This window comes from Microbacterium sp. NPDC088619 (assembly GCF_044752825.1).
Taxonomy (GTDB): domain Bacteria; phylum Actinomycetota; class Actinomycetes; order Actinomycetales; family Microbacteriaceae; genus Microbacterium.
This window is the reverse complement of record NZ_JBIVLZ010000001.1, coordinates 817911-844356: the sequence shown is the minus strand read 5'-3', so window position 1 is coordinate 844356 and position 26446 is coordinate 817911. Positions and strand designations below refer to the sequence as shown.

At 67.4% G+C, this 26446-nt stretch carries 21 protein-coding genes; 15 read left to right on the top strand and 6 right to left on the bottom strand.

Annotated features, from left to right (window positions below; translation table 11 throughout):
* Position 1 precedes the first annotated feature (1 nt).
* Both ACIP5T_RS04425 and ACIP5T_RS04420 read right to left on the bottom strand, forming a co-directional pair.
* A complete protein-coding gene (locus ACIP5T_RS04425) occupies positions 2-1417 on the bottom strand; it encodes an RNB domain-containing ribonuclease (protein WP_400860876.1) in 1416 nt (471 codons plus the stop codon).
* Between the two features lie 70 nt (positions 1418-1487).
* Entirely contained in the window at positions 1488-2810 is a 1323-nt protein-coding gene (locus ACIP5T_RS04420; protein ID WP_400860875.1) for a DUF222 domain-containing protein, read from the bottom strand.
* A 237-nt stretch (positions 2811-3047) separates the two neighbouring features.
* Here ACIP5T_RS04420 and ACIP5T_RS04415 point away from each other — a divergent pair, with 237 nt between their 5' ends.
* Positions 3048-3818 carry an isocitrate lyase/phosphoenolpyruvate mutase family protein gene (locus tag ACIP5T_RS04415; protein ID WP_400860874.1) on the top strand — a complete coding sequence of 257 codons (771 nt, stop codon included), beginning with the start codon at positions 3048-3050 and terminating at the stop codon, positions 3816-3818.
* Positions 3819-3875: 57 nt separating this feature from the next.
* Positions 3876-5636, top strand: a complete 1761-nt coding sequence (locus ACIP5T_RS04410) for a proline--tRNA ligase (RefSeq protein WP_400860873.1) — start codon at positions 3876-3878, stop codon at positions 5634-5636.
* 73 nt (positions 5637-5709) lie between these two features.
* On the opposite strand, the gene ACIP5T_RS04405 is transcribed toward ACIP5T_RS04410, so the two are convergent.
* The gene (locus ACIP5T_RS04405; protein WP_400860871.1) at positions 5710-6213 is read right to left on the bottom strand and encodes a pyridoxamine 5'-phosphate oxidase family protein; all 504 of its coding nucleotides are present in this window, start codon (positions 6211-6213) and stop codon (positions 5710-5712) included.
* Between the two features lie 124 nt (positions 6214-6337).
* On the opposite strand from ACIP5T_RS04405, the gene ACIP5T_RS04400 reads away from it, so the two are divergent.
* The gene (locus tag ACIP5T_RS04400; RefSeq protein WP_400860869.1) at positions 6338-7378 is read left to right on the top strand and encodes a TIGR00730 family Rossman fold protein; all 1041 of its coding nucleotides are present in this window, start codon (positions 6338-6340) and stop codon (positions 7376-7378) included.
* A 78-nt stretch (positions 7379-7456) separates the two neighbouring features.
* Entirely contained in the window at positions 7457-9502 is a 2046-nt protein-coding gene (locus ACIP5T_RS04395) for a PhoX family protein (protein WP_400860868.1), read from the top strand.
* Between the two features lie 19 nt (positions 9503-9521).
* On the opposite strand, the gene ACIP5T_RS04390 is transcribed toward ACIP5T_RS04395, so the two are convergent.
* Entirely contained in the window at positions 9522-10946 is a 1425-nt protein-coding gene (locus tag ACIP5T_RS04390) for a flavin monoamine oxidase family protein (protein WP_400860866.1), read from the bottom strand.
* 65 nt (positions 10947-11011) lie between these two features.
* On the opposite strand from ACIP5T_RS04390, the gene nusA reads away from it, so the two are divergent.
* From nusA to ACIP5T_RS04365, 5 genes are all read left to right on the top strand, one after another.
* Positions 11012-11995 (top strand): transcription termination factor NusA, encoded by a 984-nt coding sequence (nusA, locus tag ACIP5T_RS04385; RefSeq protein WP_400860865.1) that lies wholly within the window; start codon positions 11012-11014, stop codon positions 11993-11995.
* A 59-nt stretch (positions 11996-12054) separates the two neighbouring features.
* Positions 12055-12309 carry a YlxR family protein gene (locus ACIP5T_RS04380; RefSeq protein ID WP_400860864.1) on the top strand — a complete coding sequence of 85 codons (255 nt, stop codon included), beginning with the start codon at positions 12055-12057 and terminating at the stop codon, positions 12307-12309.
* A 95-nt stretch (positions 12310-12404) separates the two neighbouring features.
* Positions 12405-15230 carry a translation initiation factor IF-2 gene (gene infB, locus ACIP5T_RS04375; RefSeq protein ID WP_400860862.1) on the top strand — a complete coding sequence of 942 codons (2826 nt, stop codon included), beginning with the start codon at positions 12405-12407 and terminating at the stop codon, positions 15228-15230.
* 71 nt (positions 15231-15301) lie between these two features.
* Positions 15302-15736 (top strand): 30S ribosome-binding factor RbfA, encoded by a 435-nt coding sequence (gene rbfA / locus ACIP5T_RS04370; RefSeq protein ID WP_400860861.1) that lies wholly within the window; start codon positions 15302-15304, stop codon positions 15734-15736.
* Positions 15737-15863: 127 nt separating this feature from the next.
* Positions 15864-17999 (top strand): LuxR C-terminal-related transcriptional regulator, encoded by a 2136-nt coding sequence (locus tag ACIP5T_RS04365; protein ID WP_400860860.1) that lies wholly within the window; start codon positions 15864-15866, stop codon positions 17997-17999.
* Between the two features lie 9 nt (positions 18000-18008).
* On the opposite strand, the gene ACIP5T_RS04360 is transcribed toward ACIP5T_RS04365, so the two are convergent.
* On the bottom strand, positions 18009-18908 hold the full coding sequence (locus ACIP5T_RS04360; RefSeq protein WP_400860858.1) for an A/G-specific adenine glycosylase: 900 nt from the start codon (positions 18906-18908) through the stop codon (positions 18009-18011).
* A gap of 102 nt (positions 18909-19010) precedes the next feature.
* Here ACIP5T_RS04360 and truB point away from each other — a divergent pair, with 102 nt between their 5' ends.
* The 6 genes from truB to ACIP5T_RS04330 all read left to right on the top strand — a co-directional run bounded on the left by truB (position 19011) and on the right by ACIP5T_RS04330 (position 25326).
* The gene (truB, locus tag ACIP5T_RS04355) at positions 19011-19904 is read left to right on the top strand and encodes a tRNA pseudouridine(55) synthase TruB (protein ID WP_400860857.1); all 894 of its coding nucleotides are present in this window, start codon (positions 19011-19013) and stop codon (positions 19902-19904) included.
* Positions 19901-20269, top strand: coding sequence for a hypothetical protein (locus ACIP5T_RS04350; protein ID WP_400860855.1), 369 nt, complete (start codon positions 19901-19903; stop codon positions 20267-20269). Before truB ends, ACIP5T_RS04350 begins: the two co-directional genes overlap by 4 nt.
* Positions 20270-20323: 54 nt before the next feature.
* Positions 20324-20770 carry a hypothetical protein gene (locus ACIP5T_RS04345; protein ID WP_400860853.1) on the top strand — a complete coding sequence of 149 codons (447 nt, stop codon included), beginning with the start codon at positions 20324-20326 and terminating at the stop codon, positions 20768-20770.
* Positions 20767-21720, top strand: a complete 954-nt coding sequence (locus tag ACIP5T_RS04340; RefSeq protein WP_400860852.1) for a bifunctional riboflavin kinase/FAD synthetase — start codon at positions 20767-20769, stop codon at positions 21718-21720. Before ACIP5T_RS04345 ends, ACIP5T_RS04340 begins: the two co-directional genes overlap by 4 nt.
* 209 nt (positions 21721-21929) lie before the next feature.
* A complete protein-coding gene (locus ACIP5T_RS04335) occupies positions 21930-24074 on the top strand; it encodes a DEAD/DEAH box helicase (RefSeq protein ID WP_400860850.1) in 2145 nt (714 codons plus the stop codon).
* A 223-nt stretch (positions 24075-24297) separates the two neighbouring features.
* Positions 24298-25326, top strand: a complete 1029-nt coding sequence (locus ACIP5T_RS04330; protein WP_042541814.1) for an ATP-dependent 6-phosphofructokinase — start codon at positions 24298-24300, stop codon at positions 25324-25326.
* A 131-nt stretch (positions 25327-25457) separates the two neighbouring features.
* Here the strand turns inward: ACIP5T_RS04330 and ACIP5T_RS04325 are convergent, their stop codons facing one another.
* Complete coding sequence (locus ACIP5T_RS04325) at positions 25458-26291, bottom strand: DUF559 domain-containing protein (protein WP_400860847.1); 834 nt, start codon at positions 26289-26291, stop codon at positions 25458-25460.
* Positions 26292-26446 lie beyond the last annotated feature (155 nt).

Below are 26446 nucleotides of genomic sequence, written 5' to 3'. Positions count from 1 at the left end.
GTCAGATCGCGAACTCGATCTCACCCCGGGCGATATCCGTGCTGACGACGCGCAAGGATACGCGCCCTCCGGGCACTGTTCCGGCGGGTACAGGTGCGGATGCGGTCACGGCGGGATCCGCGATCTGGACCGTCGCGCGCTCGCCGCGTATCTCGATCACGGTCGCCTCGACCGTCCCGCCCACGAGCGGGGTGAGCAGTGCGGCTTCGACGCAGTTGATGGTCGCCGAGTCGAGTCTGGACGCGCGCTGCCCCGAGCTCTGCATCAGCGCAGGGAGTTCGGGGAGCGACTCGCGAACCCAGCCGGGCACTTCTCGACCTTCTGACACGGCGAGACAGATCTCGAGGGACCAGCGATCGACGAGGCGACGCAGGGGAGCGGTCGCATGGGCGTACGGAGCCGCAATCGCGGCCTGCTCCGCGTCGCTCGGGGCCGCGCCGTCGAATGTCACATAGCCCGCGCCCCGGAACAGGGTCGCGGCCGCTTCGAGGACGGGCAGGGTCATCGGGTCGGCGCGATCCAGCTGACGGAGGTAGTCGCCGTATCGTCCGGTCGTCCAGGGGCGCCCGAGCGCCTCGGTCTGATGGCGGAACGCGTCGAAGGACTTCTCGTCGGGTTGCGGCATCGTTCGAAGGATGCCGATGCCGGCACCCAGCATGAGGGACGCGGCTGCCATGCCGGTCATGAGCGAAAGCTGCGCGTTCCACTCCTCGACGGGAAGCGGATGCCGGCGCTCGATCGCGTAACTGCCGTCGGCTGCTCTGGTCACCTCCTCATCCGGAAGGTTCAGACTGGCGCCGCCGCGGATCTTCTCCTGTTCGATCCGCAGCCCGCCGATCTCCGGCAGCAGCGCCGCCGGACCGCCCTCGCCGCGGTCGAGCGCGGCCTGGGCGCTGGCGTAGTCCAGCTGGGCTCGGGACCGGATCAGAGCCCGCTCCAGACGGAAGTCCGTGACGACGCCCGAGGAGTCGAGTGCGAACGTCCAGACGAGGGCGGAGCGATCGACATCGGGGAGGAGGGAGGCGCGGTCCTCGCTGAGGACCTTGGGGTGCAGAGGGATCGTCCCGTCCGCGGCGTACAGCGTCTGGCCTCGACGCTGAGCCTCCGCGTCGACCTCCCCACCGGGCGCGACGAACCCGGGGACATCGGCGATCGCGTAGCGGACCGCGTAGCCGGAACCGTCTCGTTCGAGGTGGAACGCCTGGTCGAGGTCGCGTGACCCGAGAGGATCGAGTGTCGCGAAGGGGATGTCGCGCAGATCGAGTTCGGGAGTCGCCGCTTTCGTTGCTTCTGCTTCGGCGATGACCGCGGCGGGGAAGTCTGCCGGCGCGTCGAGAGACTCTCGGAGGGCCGCGAGCGCTGCGGCCAGTTCGGTCTGCGCGGCGGACGGGGCAACGTGCGATCGGCGCTGAGGCATGCCCCCACACTATGACGCCGTGGACACAGGACGGCGTGATGGCGGGCATGGTCGCGTTGTCTTCCCACGGTCAGAAGGGTGGTGGGGAGTCGTCTTCTGGGACTGTGGTGGTGGCGACGGTGACGGCAGTTGCAGTGGTGGTGTTCTGTGGGGGTGGTGTGTCGATGTAGGTGTGGCCGGTGGGGCTGGTCCAGGCGAAGGTGCCGTCGCCGAGGTGTTCGAGGTGCCAGGGGGTGTGGTGTTTGAGGGTGTGGTGGCGACGGCACAGGACGCCGAGGTTGTCGGCTGTGGTTGCGCCGCCGAGGGCGTGGTCTCGGGTGTGGTCGAGGTCGCCGTCGCGGGCGGGGTGCCCGCAGGTCGGGAATCGGCATCGTTGATCGCGGGCTCTCAGGTGCCGTGTCAGGGCGGCCGAGGGGCGGTAGCGGTCGACGGCGAGCATCGCCCCGGTGATCGGATGGGTGAGGATCCGATCCCATCCGGTCGCGGCGCCGGCGAGCAGACGCGCGGTGCGGATATCGATCGGGATGCACCCGTTCAGCTCGGCCGGGACGGTGCTGGCACCGATCAGCGACATCACGGGGACGGCGACAGTGACGGTCGGAGTGATCGCGGCGAGCATGCCGTCGGCGGTGTCGTGACCGGCGGGTGCACCCGTGAGGAGCAGGTCGAGAGCGATATCACAGCGGGCCTGTCCGAGTGTCCGCGAGTCATGAGCCGACGGAGCACGGGAGTCGCTCGAGGAATCCGCGAGGGCGGCTTTCGCCATCGCCGTGACCCGATCGAACGCCCCGTGCACGAGAGTGGCCGGGCCGAAGATGCTCACCTCGGCCATCCCGTCTGCCCGGTTCTTCACCCATACCCCGCGCTCCCGGCGGGCATCCGTGTGACGATTGTCGATGCTGCGCCGCTGGAATCGATCGGCTACTCGCCGCGCCATCCGCCCCACCCGATTCGGGGATTCCGTTCGCGCGAACTCGACCATCTGCCCGGCGTACGCGTCACGGTCGGCCGCATCGTCGAGGTGCGCACCGGCGTCGACGATGACCCGGGCATGCGCGGCGCTGATCAGCCCCGCACCCTGCGCCTGCCACACCCGGGGAAACCGTGACACGACGAGTTCCGCATCGAGCATCCGCCGCTGCACCGTCCGGTCGCTGACCCGCAGCGCCGCCCCGAACTCCGCCGCCACCGCCCGCACCGCCAGATCGACACCATCCGCGCTCGGCTCGTCGCCCTGACCCGCCGCCTCGACAGCGATCCGCGACCCGAGCACGAGGAGACCGTCGCGCGCGGCCAGCAACGACCCGATCGTCCGATCGACCTCGACGAGCATCTCAGCCACCGCGCCCAGCGCACCCACCTGCTCAACCGTCGCGTCCATCAGTGCCGTCATACCCGCATCACACCACCCACCACCGACATTCCCACCCCAGATCAGCCACGAAAACAGCACCACAACACGAGAACAACAGCATCCCGGAATGTGCGAGCGCACAGCCTCCGCCGACACCTCCTCAGCGCGCCGAGAGGCGATGCTTCGGACGATCGCCGATGCGCCAGGCCCCTCGGGAACCTGTGATTCGCGTGTCCGTCCGACCTAGACCGGAATACTGGGCGCTAGCGTGGAAGCATGACCACTGCTGCGAAGGCCAAGACCCTGATCGGACTCTATGAAGCCCCGGAGATCCTCCGCGTCGTGAACGTGTGGGACGTCGTCTCCGCCCGCGCTGTCGCGAAACTTCCCGAGACGAAGGCGATCGCGACTGCCGGTCACGGCATCGCCGCCTCGTTCGGTTTCGAGGATGGCACGATCCCCCGAGACATCATGATCGACATGGTCGGTCGCATCGCGGCATCCGTCTCGGTTCCGGTCACCGCCGACCTCGACGACGGGTACGGCGACGCGGGGGAGACCACACGCCTCGCGATCGGTGCCGGCGTCGTGGGAGCCAACGTCGAAGACCGCCTGAAGCCGTTCGACGAGTCCGTCGCGGCGGTCGAGGCGATCGTCAAGGCTGCGGAGGCAGAGGGCGTCCCGTTCGCGCTGAACGCGCGCACTGATGCGTTCGTCCGCGCCGGTCACCGCCCCGTCGCCGAAAGCGTCGCCGACGCGATCCAGCGCGGCCGTGCCTTCCTCGACGCCGGAGCCACAGCGGTGTTCGTGCCCGGCATGCTCGACGCCAACATCACCAGGCAGCTCGTCGAGGGACTCGGCGAAGGCAAGCTCAGCGTGATCGGCCTCCCCGGCACCCTCGCGGCGTCGGAGTACGAGAAGCTCGGCGTCGCCCGCATCTCCTACGGACCCCTCCCGCAGCGCGTGGCCCTGACTGCCGTGCAGGAGCTCGCATCGAGCCTGTACGCCGGTGGCGTCATCCCCAACGGCCTGCCCGCACTCAACTGACGTGTAGCGACTGACGTATCGCGAAACCGAGTGACCACCGGTCAGTAGACTTGCCCGGTGGTCACTCGTCTTTCGAAATTCTTCCTCCGCACACTCCGCGAAGACCCTGCAGGCGCAGAGGTCGCGAGCCACAGGCTGCTGATCCGCGCCGGATACATCCGACCGCAGGCCGCCGGCATCTTCGCGTGGCTTCCGCTAGGGCTCCGCGTGAAGAGCAAGATCGAGACCGTCGTCCGCGAGGAGATGGCCTCGGCAGGTGCCCAGGAAGTGCACTTCCCCGCTCTGATGCCCCGAGAGTCGTACGAGGCGACCGGGCGTTGGGACGAGTACGGCGACCTGCTGTTCCGTCTTCAGGATCGCAAGGGCGGCGATTACCTGCTCGCCCCGACGCACGAAGAGGCCTTCACGCTGCTCGTCAAGGACCTCTACTCGTCCTACAAGGATCTGCCCCTCACGATCTACCAGATCCAGGACAAGTACCGCGACGAGGCGCGTCCCCGCGCGGGCCTGCTCCGCGGGCGGGAGTTCACCATGAAGGACGCATACTCCTTCGACGCGTCCGATGAGGGTCTGGACGTCAGCTACCAGGCGCAGCGCGACGCCTACGAGCGGATCTTCCAGCGCCTCGGTCTCGAGTACGTGATCGTGCAGGCGGATGCCGGGGCGATGGGCGGCTCACGCAGCGAGGAGTTCCTGCACCCGACGCCGGTCGGTGAAGACACCTTCGTGCGCAGCGCCGGTGGGTATGCAGCCAACGTGGAGGCGTTCTCCACCGCCGTCCCCGACGCGATCCCCTTCGACGCGGATGCAGCGCCGGTGATCTTCGACTCGCCGAACACGCCGACGATCGAGACGCTCGTGGCCCACGTCAACGCGAACCTCGACGGCGAGTACACCGCGGCCGACACGCTGAAGAACGTCGTGCTCGCGCTCACCCACCTCGATGGCACCCGCGAGCTGGTGATCGTCGGCATCCCGGGCGACCGTGAGGTCGACGAGAAGCGCGCCGAGGTCGCCTTCGCGCCCGCCGAGGTCGAGACTGCCACCGCCGAGGACTTCGAGAAGAACCCTCTGCTGGTCAAGGGCTACATCGGGCCGTGGTCGCCGACCGGGGCCGTGCTCGGCGAGGAGTCCGCCACCGGCATCCGCTATCTCGTGGACCCCCGCGTCAGCGAGGGCACCAGCTGGATCACCGGCGCCAATCTCGATCAGAAGCATGCGCACTCGGTGGTGGCCGGACGGGACTTCTTCGCCGATGGAATCGTCGAGATCGCGAACGTCAGGGCGGGTGACCCCGCGCCCGACGGCTCCGGGCCCGTCGAGCTGGCTCGGGGTATGGAGATCGGCCACGTCTTCCAGCTCGGACGCAAGTACGCTGAGGCTCTCGGTCTGAAGGTGCTGAACGAGAACGGCAAGCTCGTCACGGTCACGATGGGCTCGTACGGAATCGGCGTGACCCGCATCCTCGCGATCATCGCGGAGCTGAACAACGACGAGAAGGGTCTGATCTGGCCCGCATCGGTCGCACCGTTCGACGCGCAGGTCGTCGCGGCCGGTCGTGACCAGGTGGCTTTCGACGTGGCGGCTGATCTCTCTGCCCAGCTCGAATCCGCAGGCCTCGACGTGCTCTACGACGACCGCCCCAAAGTCTCTCCCGGAGTCAAGTTCGGCGACGCCGAGCTCGTCGGCGTGCCGAAGATCGTCATCGTCGGTCGCGGTGCTGCCGAAGGTCAGGTCGAGCTGTGGGATCGCAGCACCGGGGCTCGCGAAGCGGTGTCGGTCGCCGAGGCCGTGCAGCAGCTGACCCGTCGTCGCTGACGGTACAGACCACGAATGCCGCGCCCTCGACCGAGGTGCGCGGCATTCCGTCTGTACGGAGCCGAGTCGCCGGTCAGCAGACGATGTGGCCGTGGTTCATGATGTCGTCGTCAGGCGTGTCCTTCGTGACGAGAGCCTTCAGGGCCCCCGCCGCCATCGCGATCTTGCCCTTGGCGGGTTCCCAGAACTCGGTGACGGTGGGAGTGACCTTGAGAAGTGCGATGCCGGGGGTGTCGAGCCCGTCTTCGAACCAGATGTCGAGGGAGGGCGAGTAGAGCTCTTCCATCTTGGCGCGGTCGTGCACCACGGATGCATTGCCGGCCACAGACACGTAGCGCATTCCCTTCGCGTCGCAATACGAGAGGCCGACCTGGCGGTGGGCCCGCGCTTCTTCCACCTTCTCGGTGTCCTCTGCGGTGAAGAACCAGATGTCTCCCGCGTCGTCCATCTGCCTCGTCGACATCGGCCTGCTCACCAGGTTGCCGTCGTCATCGTTCGTCGTCAGCATCGTGAAGTCGATGTCCTCGACGAGTTCGTGTACGCGTGCGAGTGCTTCGGGTCCAGTGATCTCTGTCATGCGGCCACTGTGCCGCGGGCCGGCAGACTCCACACGGGCGTTGACAAGGCGCCGCGCGCGTGGTGAGGGCGGAGCGCGGCGTTGCGGAGACCCGCTCGACCGGGGCTCGTGACAGGCTGAGGGCATGACGGACGAACCGCTGCCCGAGTCTCTGAGCGCCGAGATCAACAACGTCCTCGACGAGGCCGGAGTGAAGACCGATCGCCGACTGGTCATGCGCATGATGCGCACGGCGGTGCTGCTGGGAGAGGACGGCACGAACCGCCTCGACCTCAAGATCGCCTCCGCCGCCCTCGCCGAGATGAGGGATGCCTTCCGCTTGTTCGCGCCGTTCGAAGGGGTACCGAAGGTCACGGTGTTCGGCTCGGCGCGTACCCTCCACGACGATCCGCTCTATGTCCAGGCGCGTGACGTCGCGGCTGCTCTCGCTGCGGACGGATGGATGGTGGTGACCGGAGCAGGACCGGGAATCATGCAGGCAGCCGCTGAGGGTGCCGGCCCCGCGCTGTCGCTCGGCGTATCGATCAGATTGCCGTTCGAGGAGAAGGCCAACAGCCTGATCGCGGCGAGCGAGCACGTGGTGGCGATGAAGTACTTCTTCACCCGCAAACTCATGCTCATCAAGGAGTCCAGCGGTTTCATCTGCCTCCCCGGTGGGTTCGGCACGCTCGACGAGATGTTCGAGCTGCTGACCCTCCAGCAGACCGGAAAGGCCGAGCCGACCCCGATCGTGCTGCTCGATGAGCCCGGCGGCACCTTCTGGCACGGACTCAAGCGGTTCATCGACGAGGATCTCGCGCCCACCGGCGTGATCTCCGAGGGCGATTTCGACCGCGTCGTCATCACAGACTCGGTCGAGTCGGCAGCGGCGGTGATCGCAGGTTTCTGGCGAAACTACGACTCACTGCGGTGGTTCGGAGACACCCTGGTGCTGCGCCTCCGGGCCGAGCCATCCGATGCCGAGGTGGAGCAGCTCAACGAGCAGTTCGCCGGGATGCTGGCGAGCGGACGCATCGAGCGGACTGCTCCGCGTTCGCCCGAGGTCGCCGATGATGACGTGCTGCATCTTCCTCGTCTTGCTCTGCACCTCGATCAGCGTCAGGTCGGCGGTCTCTTCCGCCTGATCGGCGCGATCAACTCCCTGGATTCCGCTCCCGCGCTGTGATGCCGGGAGTTCATTCGGCATTAACCCCGCCTTCATCTGTGACGACGATGCTGACCGCACCCTGTCGAGGAGGATCAGATGGCTGTGGACGACACTCGGAACCGGCTCCCGCTGATCGGCCATGCGCGTGGCAAGCGCTCGTCGGTCACCTGCGAACTCAAGTGCGCGAACGCGTGTCTGGGGCCGGAATGCAACACATCGTCGAACGACGACTTCCGTTCGATCGCGTCCGCGGTCTTCTCACGGCGCGCGCTGTTCGGTCTGGGGGCAGCCGCAGCCGTGGCGATCGCGGTCGGAGTGGACCGCTCAGCACCCGTGTCGGCACCGGCGGCGGCCGGAGCCGGGTCGGTCGGACTCGGAAAGCCGGGATCTGCCGGGCTCGCCTTCACCGCCATCGCCCCGGTCTCCGCCGATGTCGACGCGTTCACGGTTCCTGAGGGGTTCACGTGGGCGCCCCTGATCCGTTGGGGAGATCCGCTCTTCTCCACGACTCCGACCTTCGACTTCGCGGCCCAGTCGCCGCAGGCGCAAGCCGGTCAGTTCGGCTACAACAGCGACTACCTCGACATCGTCCCGGATCCGAGCGGCAAGTCCGGGGTCCTGGTCAACAACCATGAATACGTGAACCCCGGCATCATGTTCCCGCCGACGACCGACCTGGCCGAGCTCCGTCGGCGAGGCGACGTCTACAAGGCGGCCCAGGGGATGTCCGTGGTCGATATCCGTCGCCGACGCGTCGGCGACCCGTGGACCTACGTCGTCGCCGGGCGCCGGAACCGGCGCATCACCGTCGAGACGGTGTTCGAGCTGACGGGTCCTGCCGCGGGTTCGGATCTCGTCAAGACGGCGGCGGACCCGGACGGCCGGTGGGTCCACGGAACTCTCGGGAACTGCGCGGGTGGGACCACTCCGTGGGGGACGATCCTCTCGGGTGAAGAGAACTTCAACGGATACTTCGCCTGGGCTGCCGACACGACCGAGCAGAGACGGTACAGCGCATCGAGCACGGCGACGACCTCCACGGGCTGGGAGTCGTACGACCCGCGCTTCAACGCCCATGACCCGGGCTTCGTGAACGAGCCGAACCGCTTCGGGTACATCGTCGAGATCGACCCGCAGGACCCGACCTCCACCCCGCGCAAGCACACGGCGATGGGGCGCTTCAAGCACGAGGGCGCGAACGTGCACGTCGCCTCCGACGGTCGAGTCGTCGCGTACATGGGTGATGACGAGCGCAACGACTACCTGTACAAGTTCGTCTCGAAGAACCGCATCTCGGGTTCGCGCAAGAAGAACCTCTCGCTGTTGAGCGAGGGCGACCTCTACGTGGCGAAGTTCGCAGGCAACTCTCCGGCGACGGAGATCACCGGATCGGGAGCACTGCCCGCTGACGGCGCGTTCGACGGCACAGGAACCTGGATCCCTCTCACGCGGAGTGGCCGTAGCGCGGTCCCCGGCTTCACGACGGAGCAGGTGCTCGTCTACACGCGACTTGCCGCGGATGCCGTCGGCGCGACGAAGATGGATCGCCCTGAGGACGTGCAACCGAGCCCGACCAGCGGCAAGGTCTACGTCGCGCTGACCAACAACTCCAGCCGCAAGTCCGTCGACGAGGCGAACCCGGTGACGGGAAATCGCTACGGTCACGTGCTGGAACTCACGGAGACGAAGGGGCACAGCGGGACTTCGTTCGGTTGGAGCGTCCTGCTGCTGTGCGGCGACCCGGGGACGTTCGACAACGCGTACTTCGCCGGGTTCCCCAAGGAAGCGGTCTCGCCCATCTCCTGTCCCGACAACCTGGCCTTCGACTCTGCGGGGGATCTCTGGATCTCGACCGATGGCGCTCCGAGCACCATCGGCCTCGCTGACGGTCTCTTCAAGGTGCCCCTCACCGGATCCGAACGCGGACACGTGCAGCAGTTCCTCGCGGTGCCGCGTGATGCCGAGACCTGCGGTCCGGTGATCCATGACAAGGAAGGGCTCGTCTTCGTCGCCGTGCAGCACCCGGGGGAGGACGGGACGTTCGATGCGCCGACCTCCCTGTTCCCCGACTACGGCTCGGACGCGCCCGGTGATGTTCCGCACGCGCCGCGTCCCGCCGTCGTGCAGGTCTACCGTCGCTGACGCCGGAGGCGCGCGCCGCTCAGCCGCGCGGTGCGGCGACGGCGCGAGCTGCCACGCGCGCGGCGAAGCGGCTCGCGTCGACGTCGCGCCCGAGAATCCGCTCCGCCGCGCGGTGCCCTGAATAGAAGGCCGCCCCCACGGTCGCGGGCTCGTCACCCCACGTCGCTTCGCCGGCGAAGTGCAGCACTCCGTCGACGGGCCCCGCGAGTTCGTTATGGTCGTGGTGCGACGACCCGAGCGCGAGATGTGAGTACGAGCCTTTCGAGAACGCGTCCTTCCCCCAGCGGGTGATCCAGTGAGCGATGGGCTCGCCGACCGCATCAGGGTAGAGGGCGCGGAGAGCGCTCACGACATCCGCGACGATCTCTTCGTCGGAGAGCTCTTGCATCCTGCGGCCGAACGGGCCGGCAGCGAAGGTCAGCAACGTCGGAACTCCGCTCACCGCTGATACGTCATACCAGGAGTGCCAGTGTTCTCCCGCCTCGCCGAGGGCCCGCAGGACGTAGCTCTCCTCGTTCCAGAAGCGTTCGGGGAACTGGATGAATACCTTGTTGAACACCCCCATGCCCAGTCGGGCGATCGGCCCCGCGACACTATCGGGCAGGGGAGGAGAGAAGTCGATCGATCCCGCCTTGAGCACGCCCAGCGGCACCGTGACCAGCGCACTGCGCGCCGAGAACTCGCCGTCGTCGGTCGACACCATGACCCCGGCATCCGTGCGCGCGATGCGGGTGACCACCTGGCTCAGACGGATATCGAGCTCGGCGGCGATGCGCCGGGGGAGCTCGTCGTACCCACGGGGGAAGATGACCTCGTCTCCGTCGATCGCGTCCTCGTCGAGCCCGTGCGCGTCGAGGTCGCCGATCCATGCTCCGCACTGCTCCTCGACGCGATGACGGAAGAACTCCCGGATCTCGTCGATGCGCTCAGGATCGAAGCCGGTGCGGTCGAGCGCGCGCTCGGTGACTTCGAGATAGGTCTCACCGGGCGAGGACCGCTCGATCTCCTCGACCAGCAGACGGTCGGCCTCCTCGACATCGGACACCCACTGCGAGGTGCGCGCGGCATCCATCGGCCTGCCGTCGCCGTCGAAGTTCTCGATCGGCCGCCCTCCGACCTGGAAGCTGCCGACGGTGTACTCGAGCGTCGGGATGCCGAGTGCCTGCACGAGGTCCCACAGCTCGGAGCGCGCTATGCCGTGCACCCAGGACGCGCCGAGATCGACGGGGAAGCCTGCGGCGCGATCGGTGTGCATCCGTCCGCCGATGCGGTCCCTCGCCTCCAGGACGATGACGTCCGCTCCGGCGTCGGCGAGCATGCGAGCCGCCGTCACCCCGGACATCCCTGCCCCGATCACGATGGTGTCGTACGTCGTCACTGAGTCCTCCTGCACGCTCGGCACCGCATCGCTGCGGTTGCCCTCGTGGCGACCGGCGGTGGGCACAGGGTATCGTGGTACGGATGTCGCGCGTGCACACCCGCGCGACGAGAGCTGAATAGGGAGTCGTCATGGATATCGAACTGAGTCTGCTGCGTGGGATCGAGAAGGAGAAGGCGATCCCCTTCGATGAGCTGGTCTCGATCATCGAACAGGCCATCCTGACCGCCTACTCCAAGCACGTCTCCGCAGAAGGAGCCACCCCCGAGGGCGTCCGCGTCGAGCTCGATCGTCGAACCGGGCACGTCGCCGTGCTGCAGGTCGTCAAGGACGAAGAGGGCGCGATCATCGGTGAAGAGGACGCCACGCCGGATGACTTCGGCCGGATCGCCGCCTTCGCCGCGAAGCAGGTCATCAGCCAGCGTCTGCGCGACATCGCGGATGACGTGGTGCTGGGGGACTTCAAGGACAAGGAAGGCGACATCGTCGCGGGCGTGATCCAGCAGGGACCGAATCCCCGCATGATCCACGTCGATCTCGGAGCTGTCGAGGCGATCCTTCCGCCGGAGGAGCAGGTGCCCGGCGAGGAATACACCCACGGCTCACGCCTCCGCGTGTATGTGACGAGCGTCGCGAAGGGGCTCAAGGGGCCGCAGATCACCGTCTCCCGCACGCACCCCGGCCTCGTCCGCAGGCTGTTCGCACTCGAGGTTCCCGAGATCGCCGCAGGTCTTGTGGAGATCGTCTCGCTCGCCCGAGAGGCCGGTCACCGCACGAAGATCGCCGTCCGAGCCAACGACCCGGCGATCAATGCCAAGGGCGCGTGCATCGGTGAGATGGGGCGCCGTGTGCGCGCCGTCACCGAGGAGCTGTCAGGCGAGAAGATCGACATCGTCGATCACGACCCCGAGCTCGCCGCCTTCGTCGCGAATGCGCTCTCGCCTGCCAAGGTGACCAGCGCGTTCATCCTCGACGCGAACACCAGGGCCGTGCGTGCACTCGTGCCGGATTATCAGCTCTCCCTCGCGATCGGCAAGGAGGGGCAGAACGCCCGTCTGGCTGCGAAGCTCACCGGCGCGAAGATCGACATCCAGCCCGACAGCGTCCTGGACTGACCTCTCGTCACGTCCGACTCGCGCTCGTCGCGTGAGTCGGACGGGAACACAGGTGTAAGATGGAACCCGTACGAACGTGCGTCGGCTGTCGCACGCGTGCTCCCCGCGCCGCTCTTCTCAGAGTGGTGTCCCAGGACGAGATCCTCATCATCGATGAGCGAGGCGTTCTGCCAGGGCGAGGCGCGTGGGTGCATCCGACACCGGAATGCATGGATGCCGCTCTGCGGCGCCGTGCTTTCGGCAGAGCACTTCGCGTGTCCGGCAATCTGGACACGCGGATCATCGAACAATACCCACCAAGAAACAAAGGCTGAACGGCTATGGAAACAAAGTGAACGGCTCGAAATGAGACCCGTCCGCGACTAGTGGTCTGCCCTGTCTGGGTGGACCGACCCCAGACAGGAGAATTGTGGCTGGTAAACCACGCGTACACGAGATCGCCGCCGAACTCGGCGTCGACAGCAAGATCGCACTTGCAAAGCTCAAGGAACTCGGAGAGTTCGTCAAGAGCCCCTCTTCGACCATCGAACCGCCGGTGGCGCGCAAGCTTCGCGCTGCCATCGAGTCGGATGCCTCGCTGAAGGCATCCGCTGACGCGGCTCCCGCAGCGGCCAAGACCGGTGCAGCCAAAACCGGTGCAGCCAAGCCCGGTGCTGCAGCACCCGGTGCTGCAACACTCGGTGCCTCGAAGCCCGGCGCCGCCAAGACCGGCGGACCGACTCCCGGGCCCAAGCCCGGGCCCAAGCCGGCCCCCGCGCCGGAAGAGCCCGTAGCCGCCCCGGCTCCCGAGGCTCCCGCCCCGGCCGCTGAGGCTCCTGCCGAGGCTGCCGCTTCGACGGATGCAGCGTCCGGATCCGCTGCGCCGAAGTCGAACGACGGCGGCGCGCCGAAGCCCGGCGCACCGCGTCCCGGCAACAACCCGTTCTCGTCGGCGCAGGGCATGGGCCAGCGTCCGGCTGGTCCGCGCCCCGGCAACAACCCCTTCGCCTCGGCGCAGGGCATGGGCCAGCGGCCGAGTCCGACTCCCGGCAACATCCCGCGTCCGCAGGCTCCGCGTCCCGGTGCCCCGCGTCCGGGTGCGCCTCGCCCCGGTTCCCCCCGTCCCGGCGCTCCGCGCGGCGGGCAGGGCGGTCGTCCCGGTGGCGCACCGTTCCAGCAGCGTCCCGGCGGTCCCGGTCGTCCCGGCGGTGCCGGTGGACCCGGTGCCGGTCCCGGTGCTCGTCCCGGCGGTGGCTTCGCAGGCCGCCCCGGTGGTGGCGGCGGTCGCGGTCGTGGTCCTGGCGGAGGTACCGCAGGTGCCTTCGGCAAGGGCGGCGGCAAGAGCAAGCAGCGCAAGTCGCGGCGGGCGAAGCGGCAAGAGTTCGAGATGCGGAGCGCCCCGGTCGTCGGTGGCGTCAACGTCACCCGTGGCAACGGGGAGATCATCCGCATGCGCCGTGGTGCGTCGATCGCGGACTTCGCCGACAAGATCGAGACGCTGACCGGCTACACGGTTCAGCCCGGAACCCTCGTGACGATCCTCTTCAACCTCGGCGAGATGGCCACGGCCACCGAGTCGCTGGACGAGGCGACGTTCGAGGTGCTCGGTGAGGAGCTCGGATACAAGATCCAGATGGTCTCGCCCGAGGACGAGGACAAGGAGCTCCTCGAGGGCTTCGGACTCAACCTCGCGCAGGAGCTGGAGGAGGAGGACGAAGACGACCTCGAGATCCGTCCGCCCGTCGTTACCGTCATGGGTCACGTCGATCACGGTAAGACCCGACTGCTCGACGCGATCCGCCAGACCAACGTCATCGACGGTGAGGCCGGCGGCATCACGCAGCACATCGGTGCGTACCAGGTGTGGACGGAGCACGAGGGCATCGAGCGTGCCATCACCTTCATCGACACCCCGGGTCACGAGGCGTTCACCGCCATGCGTGCTCGTGGAGCGCAGGTCACAGACCTCGCGATCCTCGTGGTCGCAGCCGACGACGGCATCATGCCCCAGACGGTCGAGGCGCTGAACCACGCTCAGGCGGCGAATGTGCCGATCGTGGTCGCGGTGAACAAGGTCGACAAGCCCGACGCCAACCCGGCCAAGGTTCGTCAGCAGCTCACCGAATACGGTCTGGTCGCCGAGGAGTATGGCGGAGACGTCATGTTCGTCGACGTCTCGGCTCGGGCGAACACCGGCATCCAGGAACTCCTGGACGCTGTGCTGCTCACGGCTGACGCGGGTCTCGACCTCACGGCCAACCCGAACAAGGCCGCTCGCGGTGTCGCCATCGAGGCGAAGCTCGACAAGGGCCGCGGATCCATCGCCACGGTGCTGATCCAGTCCGGAACGCTCCGGATCGGTGACGCGATCGTCGCAGGAACGGCGTACGGCCGTGTGCGTGCGATGGCAGACGAGAACGGCGAGCAGGTCCTCGAGGCCTACCCGTCGCGTCCGGTGCAGGTGCAGGGTCTGAACTCGGTGCCGCGTGCAGGCGATGTCTTCATCGTCACCGAAGAAGACCGCATGGCCCGTCAGATCGCTGAGAAGCGTGAAGCGGTCGAGCGCAACGCCCAGCTGGCCAAGGCCCGCAAGCGCATCTCGCTCGAGGACTTCACCCGTGCTCTCGAAGAGGGCAAGGTCGAGTCGCTCAACCTCATCATCAAGGGTGACGTCTCCGGTGCCGTCGAGGCACTCGAGGAGTCGCTGCTCAAGATCGAGGTCGATGACTCGGTGCAGCTCCGCATCATCCACCGCGGTGTCGGTGCGATCACGGAGTCCGACGTCAACCTCGCGACGATCGACAATGCGATCATCGTGGGCTTCAACGTCCGCCCCGACACGAAGGCGCGCGAGCGCGCCCAGCGTGAGGGTGTGGACATCCGGTTCTACTCGGTGATCTACAACGCGATCGACGAGGTCGAGAGCTCGCTCAAGGGCATGCTCAAGCCGGAGTACGAAGAGGTCCAGTCGGGTGTCGCCGAGATCCGCGAGGTGTTCCGCTCCTCGAAGTTCGGCAACATCGCCGGTGTCATCGTGCGATCGGGAACGATCACGCGAAACGCCAAGGCTCGCGTCATCCGCGACGGTGTGGTTGTGGCCGATGGCCTCGCCATCGAGTCGCTGCGTCGCTTCAAGGACGACGTCACCGAGGTGCGTACGGACTACGAGGCCGGTATCGGCCTCGGCAAGTTCAACGACATCCAGATCGGTGATGAGATCGAGACGACAGAACTGATCGAGAAGCCTCGCGGCTGATCGAGTTCGATATCTTCGGGCGAGGGTGCGTGATGCATCCTCGCCCGAAGAGTACGTAGAGGGAGAGAACAATGGCTGGTGAACGACAGGCCCGACTGGCTGATCGCATTCGAGTGATCCTTGCGGAGCGGCTCGAGAAGGGGCTGCGAGACCCGCGCCTCGGCTTCGTCACGATCACGGATGTCCGTGTCACAGGAGACCTGCAGCATGCCTCCGTCTTCTATACGGTGCTCGGCACCGAAGAGGAACGTCTCTCCAGTGGCGAGGCTCTGACCTCCGCCACCGGAATGCTGCGCAGCGAGGTCGGGAAGCAGCTGAGCACGCGCCTCGTGCCCACGCTCGAGTTCATCCCGGATGCACTGCCCGAGAACGCCGACCACATCTCGGCTCTCCTGCGCGAAGCGCAGCAGCGAGACGCCGAGGTGGCGAGGCTCGCGTCCTCGGCATCCCACGCGGGCGAAGCGGACCCGTACCTCCGCCAGGAAGACGACGACACGAAGTCCTGAATATCGGAGCCCTCGTCTGCGGGTCCGACTGTCTTGATAACCTCAGCTCGACGGGCGTTCGCCCGCGGGGACTGGGGGGTTCGACATCGACGTTTCGCGTGCGCTGGGGGCGGCAGCAGTCGCGCCTGTGGCTGTCGAGAAGATCCTCGACGACCTGCTCGAGAACGACCTGAGTTGCGCGCCGCATGTCGCGGCGCGACTCGCGTTCGAGCTGTCAGAAGATCCGCGCACGATCCTGGCGGTCGCCGCTCGGCTCGACGCTGCTCAGCGCCACGGTCTCAGCGCGCTCCCGTCGCCGTTGCCGATGGTGCCATCGGTCGAGGCGCTGTTCGCTCAGTTGGAGCTCGATGATCGAGACCGTGAGGTCCTCGTCGCCGTGTCGCTGCGGCTCGACGACAGGCTCGACCCGCTGGTGGATTTCGCGGGTCGGTCCGCCGCAGAGCTCACCCGAGGTCCGCTCGGAGCGCTTCTCGACATCCACGCGGGCCGAGTCCGCCTCGCCGACCCCCGGCTGGCGATCTGGTTGCGCGCGACGACGGCGTCGGCCGCGGCCGCCTCGGTGCACGCGAGATTGAGCAGGCTCTTCGATGAACGTGGTGAGCGGGTCGACGCCGACTGGCATGGTGCTCGTGCAGCGATGCACGGGGAGCCCGTGACCGCCGACGAGCTCACCCGAATCGCCAGAGCGCATTCGGAGGCGGGCCTGAGCGAGCGGGCTTTCCACCTCGCGGCCGAGGCCGCGGCGCACTCGAGCGGCGTGGAGCGGGATGAGGCGACTCTCGTGGCCGGTGTCGCAGCGATCGCCGCAGGCTACGCCGTCGAGGCGGCGAGACGACTGGGGAGTCTCTTTCCGAACGGCGCAGAGCTCTATCGTCTGCAAGGTCTCGGCGGGTGGCTGGTCGCCGAGGCGCATCTCCGCGGCGGTGTGCCTGAGGTCGACATGAGCGCGGTCCAGCCTCGCGTCGATGATGCCGAGCATTGGTACTCGTGGGCACGGTCCACGGCGTTCGCAGCGATGCTGTGTGCCGAGCGCGGTGACCGCCGGGGGATGCGGTCGTGGCTCGAAGCTCTGCGGACGTCGAGTGCGCGGGTCGACGCTGACCAGGATCTTCGGGACCCGGTGATCGCTCTCGCCTGGCTCGTCATGGGCGACGGCGAGATCGACCATGTGCGCGGCGCGGGTCCGCTCACCGGAGGCATGCTCCGCGCTCTGCAGGCCGCGCTGGACGGGGACGTCGACAGGGGCCTCAGCCTGCTTGCAGCGGGAGACTCGCCGGTCGGCGGGGGAGTGGACCCGTTCGTGGCCGGTTTCGAGCTCAGCCCTCTCATCGCGGCGTATCGAGCGGTGGTCGAGGTGCTGCTGCTGATGTGGCGTGGTGACATCGGAGCTGCGCGCGACAGGATGATGCGTGCGGCCATCGAACTGCCCGTCGCCGTGCCGTTCGCCGGGCTCGGCGTCGTGATCGCTCGGCGCCTCGACCTCGCGGTTCTCGGTCGGCTGGGGCCGATCGCGAGGGCTCTCACTGCTGCGCTTCCCGCCCCTCTCCGCATCGATCAGCTTGTGGATCGAGGCATCGAGGCGTTCCTGTCAGGGCACTCAGCCGAGGCGGCGGCGTGCATGCGGCTCTGGAGAGATCGCGGCGCCCCGCAGCCGACGCTGTCGGTTCCCGGACTCGAGGAGGCCATCGTCGTCACGCATGGCGCATCGTGGACCCCTCGTCGGATCGAGCCGCCCGAGATCGCGCTCGCCCAGCGACTGCGGGTGCAGATCACCAGCTGCTCGGACGATGAATGGCGCGTCGAGCGTCCGCTCGTCGTCGCTGCCGCTCGCACCTTGACCTCGCCGTTCTCACGCGGGCGAGTCGAAGCGATGATCGGCACGAAGTCGCTGATCAAGGGCGATCTCGAACTCGGCCGAGAGCATCTGTCGATGGCACGGAACCTTCTGGAGGTCTCCGGTGCGACCGCCTGGGCGAGGGCCATCTCGGTGCGTCTCGAACGGGTGGAGAGGGCGGACGGGGTCAGCGTCCTCGGCGACCCGCTGTCGGCGTGCCGGCGAGTCTGGGAGTCGATGCTGACCGCTCGCGAGCTCGAAGTCGCGATGCTGGCGGTCGGCGGTGCCTCGAACCGCGACATCGCCGACTCGCTCCATGTGTCGGTGCGCACGGTGGAAGTGCATCTGGGCCGCGTCTTCGCGAAGCTCGAAGTGCGGACCCGCGTCGAGCTCACGGTGCTCGCCCACCGCATCGGGCAGTTCATCTGACCCGCATGATCAGCGGGGGAGCGACAGCATCTCTCCATCGGCTTCGGCGAGGCCGTCGACGATGAGAGAGTCGATCGCACGGTCGCGCTGAAGAGCATCCGGCCACTCGGCGAGCACGGAGTCGATCAGAACGGGCTCAGGTGCCGCGGCTCGCAGGATCCGGAGCACTGCTCCGCGGGCCTGACGGTCGGAGCCCTCGAAGGCGGCTTGACGCCTACGGGTGTCGCCGGTGTCCGGCCGCCCCGCAGCCACCCACGCGCACCCGTCGACCAGAGGGCATATATCGCAGCGCGGCGACCTCGCCGTGCAGACGGTCGCGCCCAGCTCCATCGCCGCAGCGTTGAACACGGCGGAATCCGCCACATCGGCGGGGAGCAGCGAATCCATCAGCTCCAGATCGCGGCGCGAGGGAGGGCCCGGCTGCGCCTGTCCGAGGATCGCCCGTGCCATCACGCGTCGTGTGTTCGTGTCGACGACGGGGTGTCGAGCTCCGTAGGCGAAGACGGCCACCGCTCTTGCTGTGTAGTCGCCGATTCCCGAGAGCCTGAGCAGGTCGTCCACGTCCTCGGGGACGATTCCGCCATGTCGTTCCGTGATCTCGACGGCAGCGCGGTGCAACCACAGGGCGCGGCGGGGATAGCCGAGGTTGGCCCATTGCTGCAGCACGTCGGAGGTCGAGGCGGCAGCCATCGCAGCGGGGGTGGGCCACCTGTCGAGCCACGCCTCGAGGTGCGGAATCACCCGGTTCACGGGGGTCTGCTGCAGCATGAACTCGCTGACCAGCGTGCCCCAGGCGCCGAAGTCCTCATGGAATCGCGGGCGCCTCCACGGCAGATCGCGTGCCGCGCGTCGATACCAGTGCGCAAGAGGCAGAGCCACCTCGGCGGCGGGACGCGATGTCGAAGGCACCTCGACAGCCTAGGCGAACAGGGATCCCCTAGGAGGGACCAGGGGGCATGGTCGGCGTGCGTGCGTGCGATGAAGCGCTCGCACGCATCGTAGGCTTGAGAGATGGTCTCGCCCGGCATCCTCCTCGTCGACAAACCAGCTGGACTGACCAGCCACGACGTCGTCGCACGCACCCGGCGTGCACTCGGCACCCGCAAGGTCGGGCATGCGGGAACCCTCGACCCCATGGCAACCGGTCTGCTCGTGATCGGCGTCGAGGGCGCGACGCGACTGCTGACCTACATCGTGGGAGCCGACAAGACCTACGAGGCCACGATCCGTCTCGGGCAGACGACGGACACGGACGACGCCGATGGCGAGATCCTGACGCGGGCCGCTGCGGAGTCCTGGGACTCGGTCACCCCCGACCGCGTGTCCGCCGGGATCCGGGCACTCACCGGGGCGATCTCGCAGGTGCCGAGTTCGGTGTCGGCGATCAAGGTCGACGGACGCCGCGCGTACGACCGCGTGCGCGCAGGGGAAGAGGTCGTGCTGGCCGCGCGCGATGTCACCGTCTCGCGCTTCGAGGTCATCGCCGAGCGCTCGACCGCAGGGTCTCTGGACCTCGACGTCGTCGTCGACTGCTCCTCCGGCACCTATATCCGCTCGCTCGCTCGTGATCTGGGTGCCGCCCTCGGTGTCGGTGGGCACCTCACAGCTCTTCGGCGCTCACGCGTCGGCGACTTCGACGTCGCAGATGCGGTGAAGGTCGACGATGTCGTGGAGACGGCGCTGCTGACCCCGGCCGCGGCGGCCGCGCGGGTCCTCGATCCGCTGCCGGTGTCGACCGAGGAAGCGAGAGACCTCCGTCACGGTAAGAGGCTGATCGGACAAGCCGATCGGATGACCGGCTCCCTGGCGGCCGCGATCGATGAGGACGGCGTCCTCGTCGGAGTCGTCGAAAGACGCGGGGCCGATCTCAAGAGCGCCATGAACATGCCGGAGGCAGTCGGATGATCCTCTGGCTGACCATCGCCCAGGTGGCGGTCGCGGCCGCTGCTGGCGTGTTCTGCGTCGTGCTCGGTCTGGCCGGTCGGCGTCCGAGCGACTACACCGTCGGAGCGCTCGCGCTGGTCGAACTGCTCCTCGTCGTCCAGGTGGTGGTCGCGATCGTGGCGCCGTTGGCAGGAAACCCTCCTACGGGTGATCTGCTCGAGTACTGGGTCTACCTCGTGTCTGCGGTGCTCCTGCCCGTGGGTGCCGTGCTGTGGGCGCTGATGGAGCGCAGTCGCTGGAGCACCGTGATCCTCGGTGTCGCTGCTCTCGCCGTCGCGATCATGGTCTGGCGTATGCACGTCATCTGGACCATCCAGGTCGCCTGAGCCGGTCGAGCGCGCATCCGAGTCCTCCCGCCCGGATCTAGAATGGGGGACGCTATGAGCACCACCGTTCCCACCTCCCGCATGACCGGCATCGGCCGTGTCCTCGTGATCGTCTACGCCGTGATGGCGCTGGCGGCGACCGGTCGAAGCTTCGTGCAGATCTTCCGACAGTTCGGCGAGGCACCGCTTGCCTACACACTCTCGGCACTCGCCGCAGTCGTGTACATCCTCGCCACTCTGGCGCTCGTTCTCGCGAGTCGTCGCGGCTGGTACGCGGTGGCGTGGGTGGCGATCGTCTTCGAGCTCGCCGGAGTCCTGGTGGTCGGTTCGCTCAGCATCTTCTTCCCCGAACTGTTCCCGCACGACACCGTCTGGTCGATGTTCGGGCGCGGATACCTGTTCATCCCGCTCGTGCTGCCGGTCTTCGGCATCTGGTGGCTGCGCACCCATCGGCCGGCCCGCGAGGCACAGCCATCTCTCCGCGCCGAGGTCGACGCATGATCGTCTTCCGGGACCCGAGCGAGGTGCCCGCCGGCTTCGGCCCCTCAGCGGTGGCCATCGGCAAGTTCGACGGCGTGCATGCCGGTCACCGAGCGGTGATCCGGCGCCTGAAGGAGATCGCGGCGCAGTCGGGAGTCCGGGCCGTGGCAGTCACCTTCGACCGCAACCCGCTCGCCGTGCTCCGACCGGATCGCTGCCCCGAGAACGTGGTCACCGTGGGCCGCAAGCTCGAACTGCTGAGCGAGCTCGAGCTCGATGCCACGCTGCTTCTGACCTTCGATGAGGAGTTCGCGGCGCGCAGCGCCGAGGACTTCGTCGCCGGCATCCTGACCGGTGCGCTCCATGTGTCCACGATCCTCGTGGGAGAGGACTTCCGGTTCGGCAGGGGCGGAGCAGGTGACCCCGAGCTACTCAGAGAACTGGGGCCGAAGTACGGCTTCACCGTCGAGGTCGTGGACGACGTGTTCCTCGACGGGTCGGACCGCCGAGTCTCGTCGACATGGATCCGAGAACTCCTGATGGCCGGCGACGTCACTGCCGCGGCACGCGTGCTCGACCGCAATGTCGATGTGCGCGGCGAGGTCGTGCATGGACTCAAGCGCGGACGGGAACTCGGTTTCCCCACCGCGAACCTCTCGGCATCGGTCGACTCGTTCGTCCCTGCCGACGGGGTGTACGCCGGTTGGCTCGTCGACCATGAGACCGGACTCCGGCATCGAGCAGCCATCTCGGTGGGCACGAACCCCACGTTCGACGATGTGCTCGAGCGGCAGGTCGAGGCGCACGTGATCGGCGAGACAGATCTCGACCTGTACGGTCACGACGTGACCGTCGAGTTCGTGGAGCGTCTGCGCGGCATGGTCGCGTTCGAGGGGATCGAGAAGCTGAAGACGCAGATGGCTTCCGACGTGACGGATGCCGAGAGCGTGCTGTCGCGTCGCTCCCGCTGAACTCCGCCCGAACTCTGCGTGTCCTGATCTGCGTCGCTCAGGCCGCATGGCATAGAATGGGTCTCGGTGGTCCTTGATCCTCGAGCGACATTCGCTCGTAGACGATCACCGGAAATACTGTTCGTACGGTCCTGGCTCACGCCACACGCGGACACCGAGAACGGCCGACTCATCCCATGGATGCTCCGGCCTTCACGCTCAGGAGGAGCATGCCGACCACGGCAACCGCCGCAACACGGCGCAAGAAGACATCTCGTCGCGATGATGAGGCACCCCTCATCCCGATTCTCGCCCGCAAGGTGCGTGAGATCGAGGCGAAGTCGCAGCGAGGAAAGCTCGGGCCCACCAACCGGGTCAAGTTCCAGGTCATCGCGTTCCTGGTGCGCGAGGAGCGCGCGAGAGTCAAGGCCGATCCCGAGATCGCCGACGCCGCGCGTGCCGAGCTGCTCAAGCGCCTCGACGGCGTGGCCACGATCCTGGCGAAGACGGCAGCACGCGACACATCGCTGATCCAGCTCCTCGAAGCCGATCAGGCGACCTCGCCCGTTGCGAAGCGCATGCGACGCGACTGGCTGCTCGAGTCCGGTGCCGAACTGGCCCCCGAAGAGCTCATCATCGCCGACGTCGCCCCCGTGCAGACGCCGATGGTGTCCGCCGGGATCGCGGAGCGCCAGGTGACGCCGCCCTCCGTCGAGGCGCGTCAGCTGGCGAACCCGTTCCTCGCCCCGGATCTCACCCCGCGTGCCACCACGACCCCTCGTCGACGCCTGGACGGCTGGGAGCTGATGGGGCCCCTGTACAAGGCATTCGAGACCGGAGCCGGGGGAGGAGCCGCGAGCATGGACCTGCCGCCGGCTCCCGAGTACGATCACCTCTCGCCCAAGGGCCTCGAGGTCATGGTGCACCAGTCGCGCTTCCTCGAAGCGGTGCGCGAAGGACACCGGAGCTTCCTGCTCGCCGACGAACCAGGCCTCGGCAAGACCGCGCAGTCGGTTCTCGCCGCATCCGTCGCCGGCGCCTACCCGCTGCTCGTCGTCGTTCCCAACGTCGTCAAGATGAACTGGGCGCGAGAGGTCGAGCGGTGGACTCCGCAACGCAGGGCGACGGTGATCCAGGGTGATGGCACCGACATCGACGCGTTCGCCGACGTGTTCATCGTGAACTACGAGATCCTCGACCGTCACATGTCGTGGCTCGCGTCGATCGGTCTTCGCGGCATGGTCGTCGACGAGGCCCACTTCATCAAGAACCTCAGCTCTCAGCGTTCGCAGAACGTGCTGTCGCTCGCGAACCGTGTGCGCGAGCGGACACCCGGCGGCAACCCGTTGATGCTCGCGCTCACGGGCACGCCGCTGATCAACGACGTCGAGGACTTCGATGCGATCTGGCGCTTCCTCGGCTGGACCACAGGTGAGAAGCCGGGGCCGGAGCTGATGGAGAAGCTCGATGCGACCGGCTTCACGCCTGCCGACAAGGCGTTCTACCCGGAAGCGCGTGAAGCCGTGATCTCGATGGGGATCGTCCGGCGCAAGAAGAAGGACGTCGCAGCCGATCTGCCCGACAAGCTCATCGCCGATCTGCCCGTGCAGCTGGACGATGAGTTCGGGCGCGGCATCCGTCAGGCCGAGCGCGAGCTGGGCGAGCGGCTCGCCGCTCGATACCGGCGGATCATCGAGGCCCGAGGGGACCGCGGACTCGCACCGGGCGAGATCGACCAGGACATCGTGCGTCTGGTCGCTCAGAACGAGCTCGAGGAGTCGAAGGCCGCCGGCACCGGCGGCGACAACGTCTTCACCATGGTGCGCCGCATCGGTCAGGCGAAGGCGCATCTCGCGGCCGATTACGCGGCCCAGCTCCAGCGTTCGGTGGGCAAGGTCGTGTTCTTCGCGAAGCACATCGATGTGATGGACCAGGCAGAGGCGCACTTCGCCTCCGCCGGCATCCGGTCGGTCTCCATCCGCGGTGACCAGACCTCGACCACGCGCCAGCAGGCGATCGACGACTTCAACAGCGACCCTTCGGTGGGCATCGCGGTGTGCTCGTTGACCGCTGCCGGCGTCGGCCTGAACCTGCAGGCGGCATCGAACGTCGTCTTGGCCGAGCTGTCGTGGACTGCGGCGGAGCAGACGCAGGCGATCGATCGCGTGCACCGCATCGGACAGGATGAGCCCGTGACCGCTTGGCGGATCATCGCGGCCCACACGATCGACGCGAAGATCGCGGAGCTCATCGATCAGAAGCAGGGGCTCGCAGCGCGTGCACTCGACGGCGAAGCTCTCGATGAGGCTGCTGCCGAGCCCGTGCAGCTCGGTGCTCTCATGCATCTGCTCCGAGAGGCTCTCGGAGCCGTCTGAGCCCTGCGTGATGCCACGGAGATCGGCGTTAAGAACCTCGGTTCTTGACGCCGATTTCTCGTGATGAGCGACCTGCTTTCTCATTTGTCACGAATCGTCTCGGATCACCCGCAAGATCACCGGTTTTCATCGCCTCGAATGGCGCCCGGTCGGTTCGGAGCGCTAGTGTCGATCGCAGGCACCGTCGCCTGTTCCCCCTTCCACTGAACCGTCTGAGGCAAGCATGAAGATCGGCATTCTGACGAGCGGCGGCGACTGCCCCGGACTCAACGCGGTCATCCGCGGCATCGTGCTCAAGGGCACCACCACCTACGACCTCGAGTTCGTCGGCATCCGCGACGGCTGGCGAGGCGTGGTCGACGGCGACTTCTTCCCCCTCACGCGGCATGAGGTGAAGGGCCTGTCGAAGGTCGGCGGCACGATCCTCGGCACCAGCCGTACCAACCCCTACGAGGGGGAACGTGGTGGCGCCGAGAACATCGCCAAGACGCTCTACGGGCACAAGATCGACGGCATCATCGCGATCGGCGGCGAGGGCACCCTCGCAGCGGCCGACCGCCTCGCCAAGGATGGCATCAACGTCATCGGCGTGCCGAAGACGATCGACAACGACCTTCGCGCCACGGACTACTCCTTCGGATTCGACACGGCTGTCAACATCGCCACGGACGCGATGGACCGCCTGCGCACCACCGGCGACTCCCACCAGCGCTGTATGGTGGCCGAGGTCATGGGCCGTCACGTCGGCTGGATCGCTCTGCACGCGGGCATGGCAGCGGGCGCGCATGCGATCTGCATCCCCGAGGTGCCGATGTCCATCGACGACATCACCGCACTCGTCTCGAGCGCGCACGACCGCGGGCGTGCGCCGCTCGTCGTCGTCTCCGAGGGGTTCAAGCTGCTCGGAATGGACGAGGCCTACAGCGACAAGGGCCTCGATGCGTTCAACCGCCCTCGTCTGGGCGGCATCGGCGACCAGCTCGCTCCTGCGATCGAGCGCATCACGGGCATCGAGACGCGCGCGACGATCCTCGGGCACATCCAGCGGGGCGGATCGCCGTCAGCGTTCGACCGTGTGCTCGCCACCCGCCTCGGACTCCACGCGGCAGACGCGATCGTCGAGAAGGCATGGGGCCAGATGGTCGCGATGCAGGGCACCGATATCGTCCGCGTCCCGTTCGCAGAGGCACTGGGCGAGCTGAACACGGTTCCCCGCAGCCGTTACGACGAGGCTGCAGCGCTCTTCGGCTGATGCCGGAGCAGTTCCCCGTCAGTCCGCACGGGCGTCGACGCGAGACCAGGGCCACCGACGTGAATCAGGAGGATTCCGATTGAAGTCTCCTGATCTCAGGCGGTTGTCCTGAACTCGGTTGGTGACGCGACTCATCCCCGCCGATGCAACTGCTGGGCGATCGCCGTACGCATCACGTTCAGGACCAGTTGTGGTTGGAACAGCACCTGGTGGTAGTCGAATCGGAGCACGGTGTAGCCGCGCACGCGCAATCGCGCGTCTGCCTCGATATCGCGCCGTCGATCCTGGGCACTGCTGTGGTGGGCGAATCCGTCCAACTGGACCGCGAGGCGATCACCGATCAGGGCATCCGGCGGGTGCCCGTCGATCCATACCTGCTGGACGACGACCACCCCGATCGAGCGCATCAGTATGACGAAGTGGGTCTCGAGCCCGGAATCGGACAGGACGTCAGCGACCGCAGCGATGCGTGATGCTCGCGCGCTGCGCCATTCGATGCGGCTCAGTACTTCCGGGGCGATCAGGCGCCTGTTGAGTGCGGACTCCCAGACGGCGAGCGCCGTGGCGGGCTCCTGGCATCGCGCGACGTGATGCAGCACGTTGATCAGCGGATCCAGGACAGCGTGTGGTCCGGTCGGTGCCGGTCCAGATGACCAGTGCACGTGCAGGCCGGCTGAGTCCAATCGCGCCGCATTCGGAGCGACGGCGATGTGGATCTCGGCGGTAGCCGGCGTCCACAGCGCGAGTCGTCGTGCGGCGGTCACGCACGTGAGACGCCCGCTGACGCCGACGGCTGCGAGAACCGCTGGATCGCATGTCCTCGATGCGATCCAAGAGCGGCGGAGCCGCAGCATCCGCCCGGAGTCGACAGCCGAGGCGACAGCGTGTCTGCTGAATCCGGCCGCGTAGATCTCCGTGGTGTGTGCTGCGCCGTCGCGCTCGCGAAGCCAGTCCTCCAGTTGCATCCAGTCACTCTGCAGCCGCACGCCCTCTCATGGGGCCAGGCGGCTCTGATGTGTATCGAATCGGATCAATCGCCGAATGTGCAGGAGCGAGTGCAGCTGTCGGAAGCAGGACAACGGTGCCAGATCAGGTTGATGCTGTGTGTTGCGTCCTGATC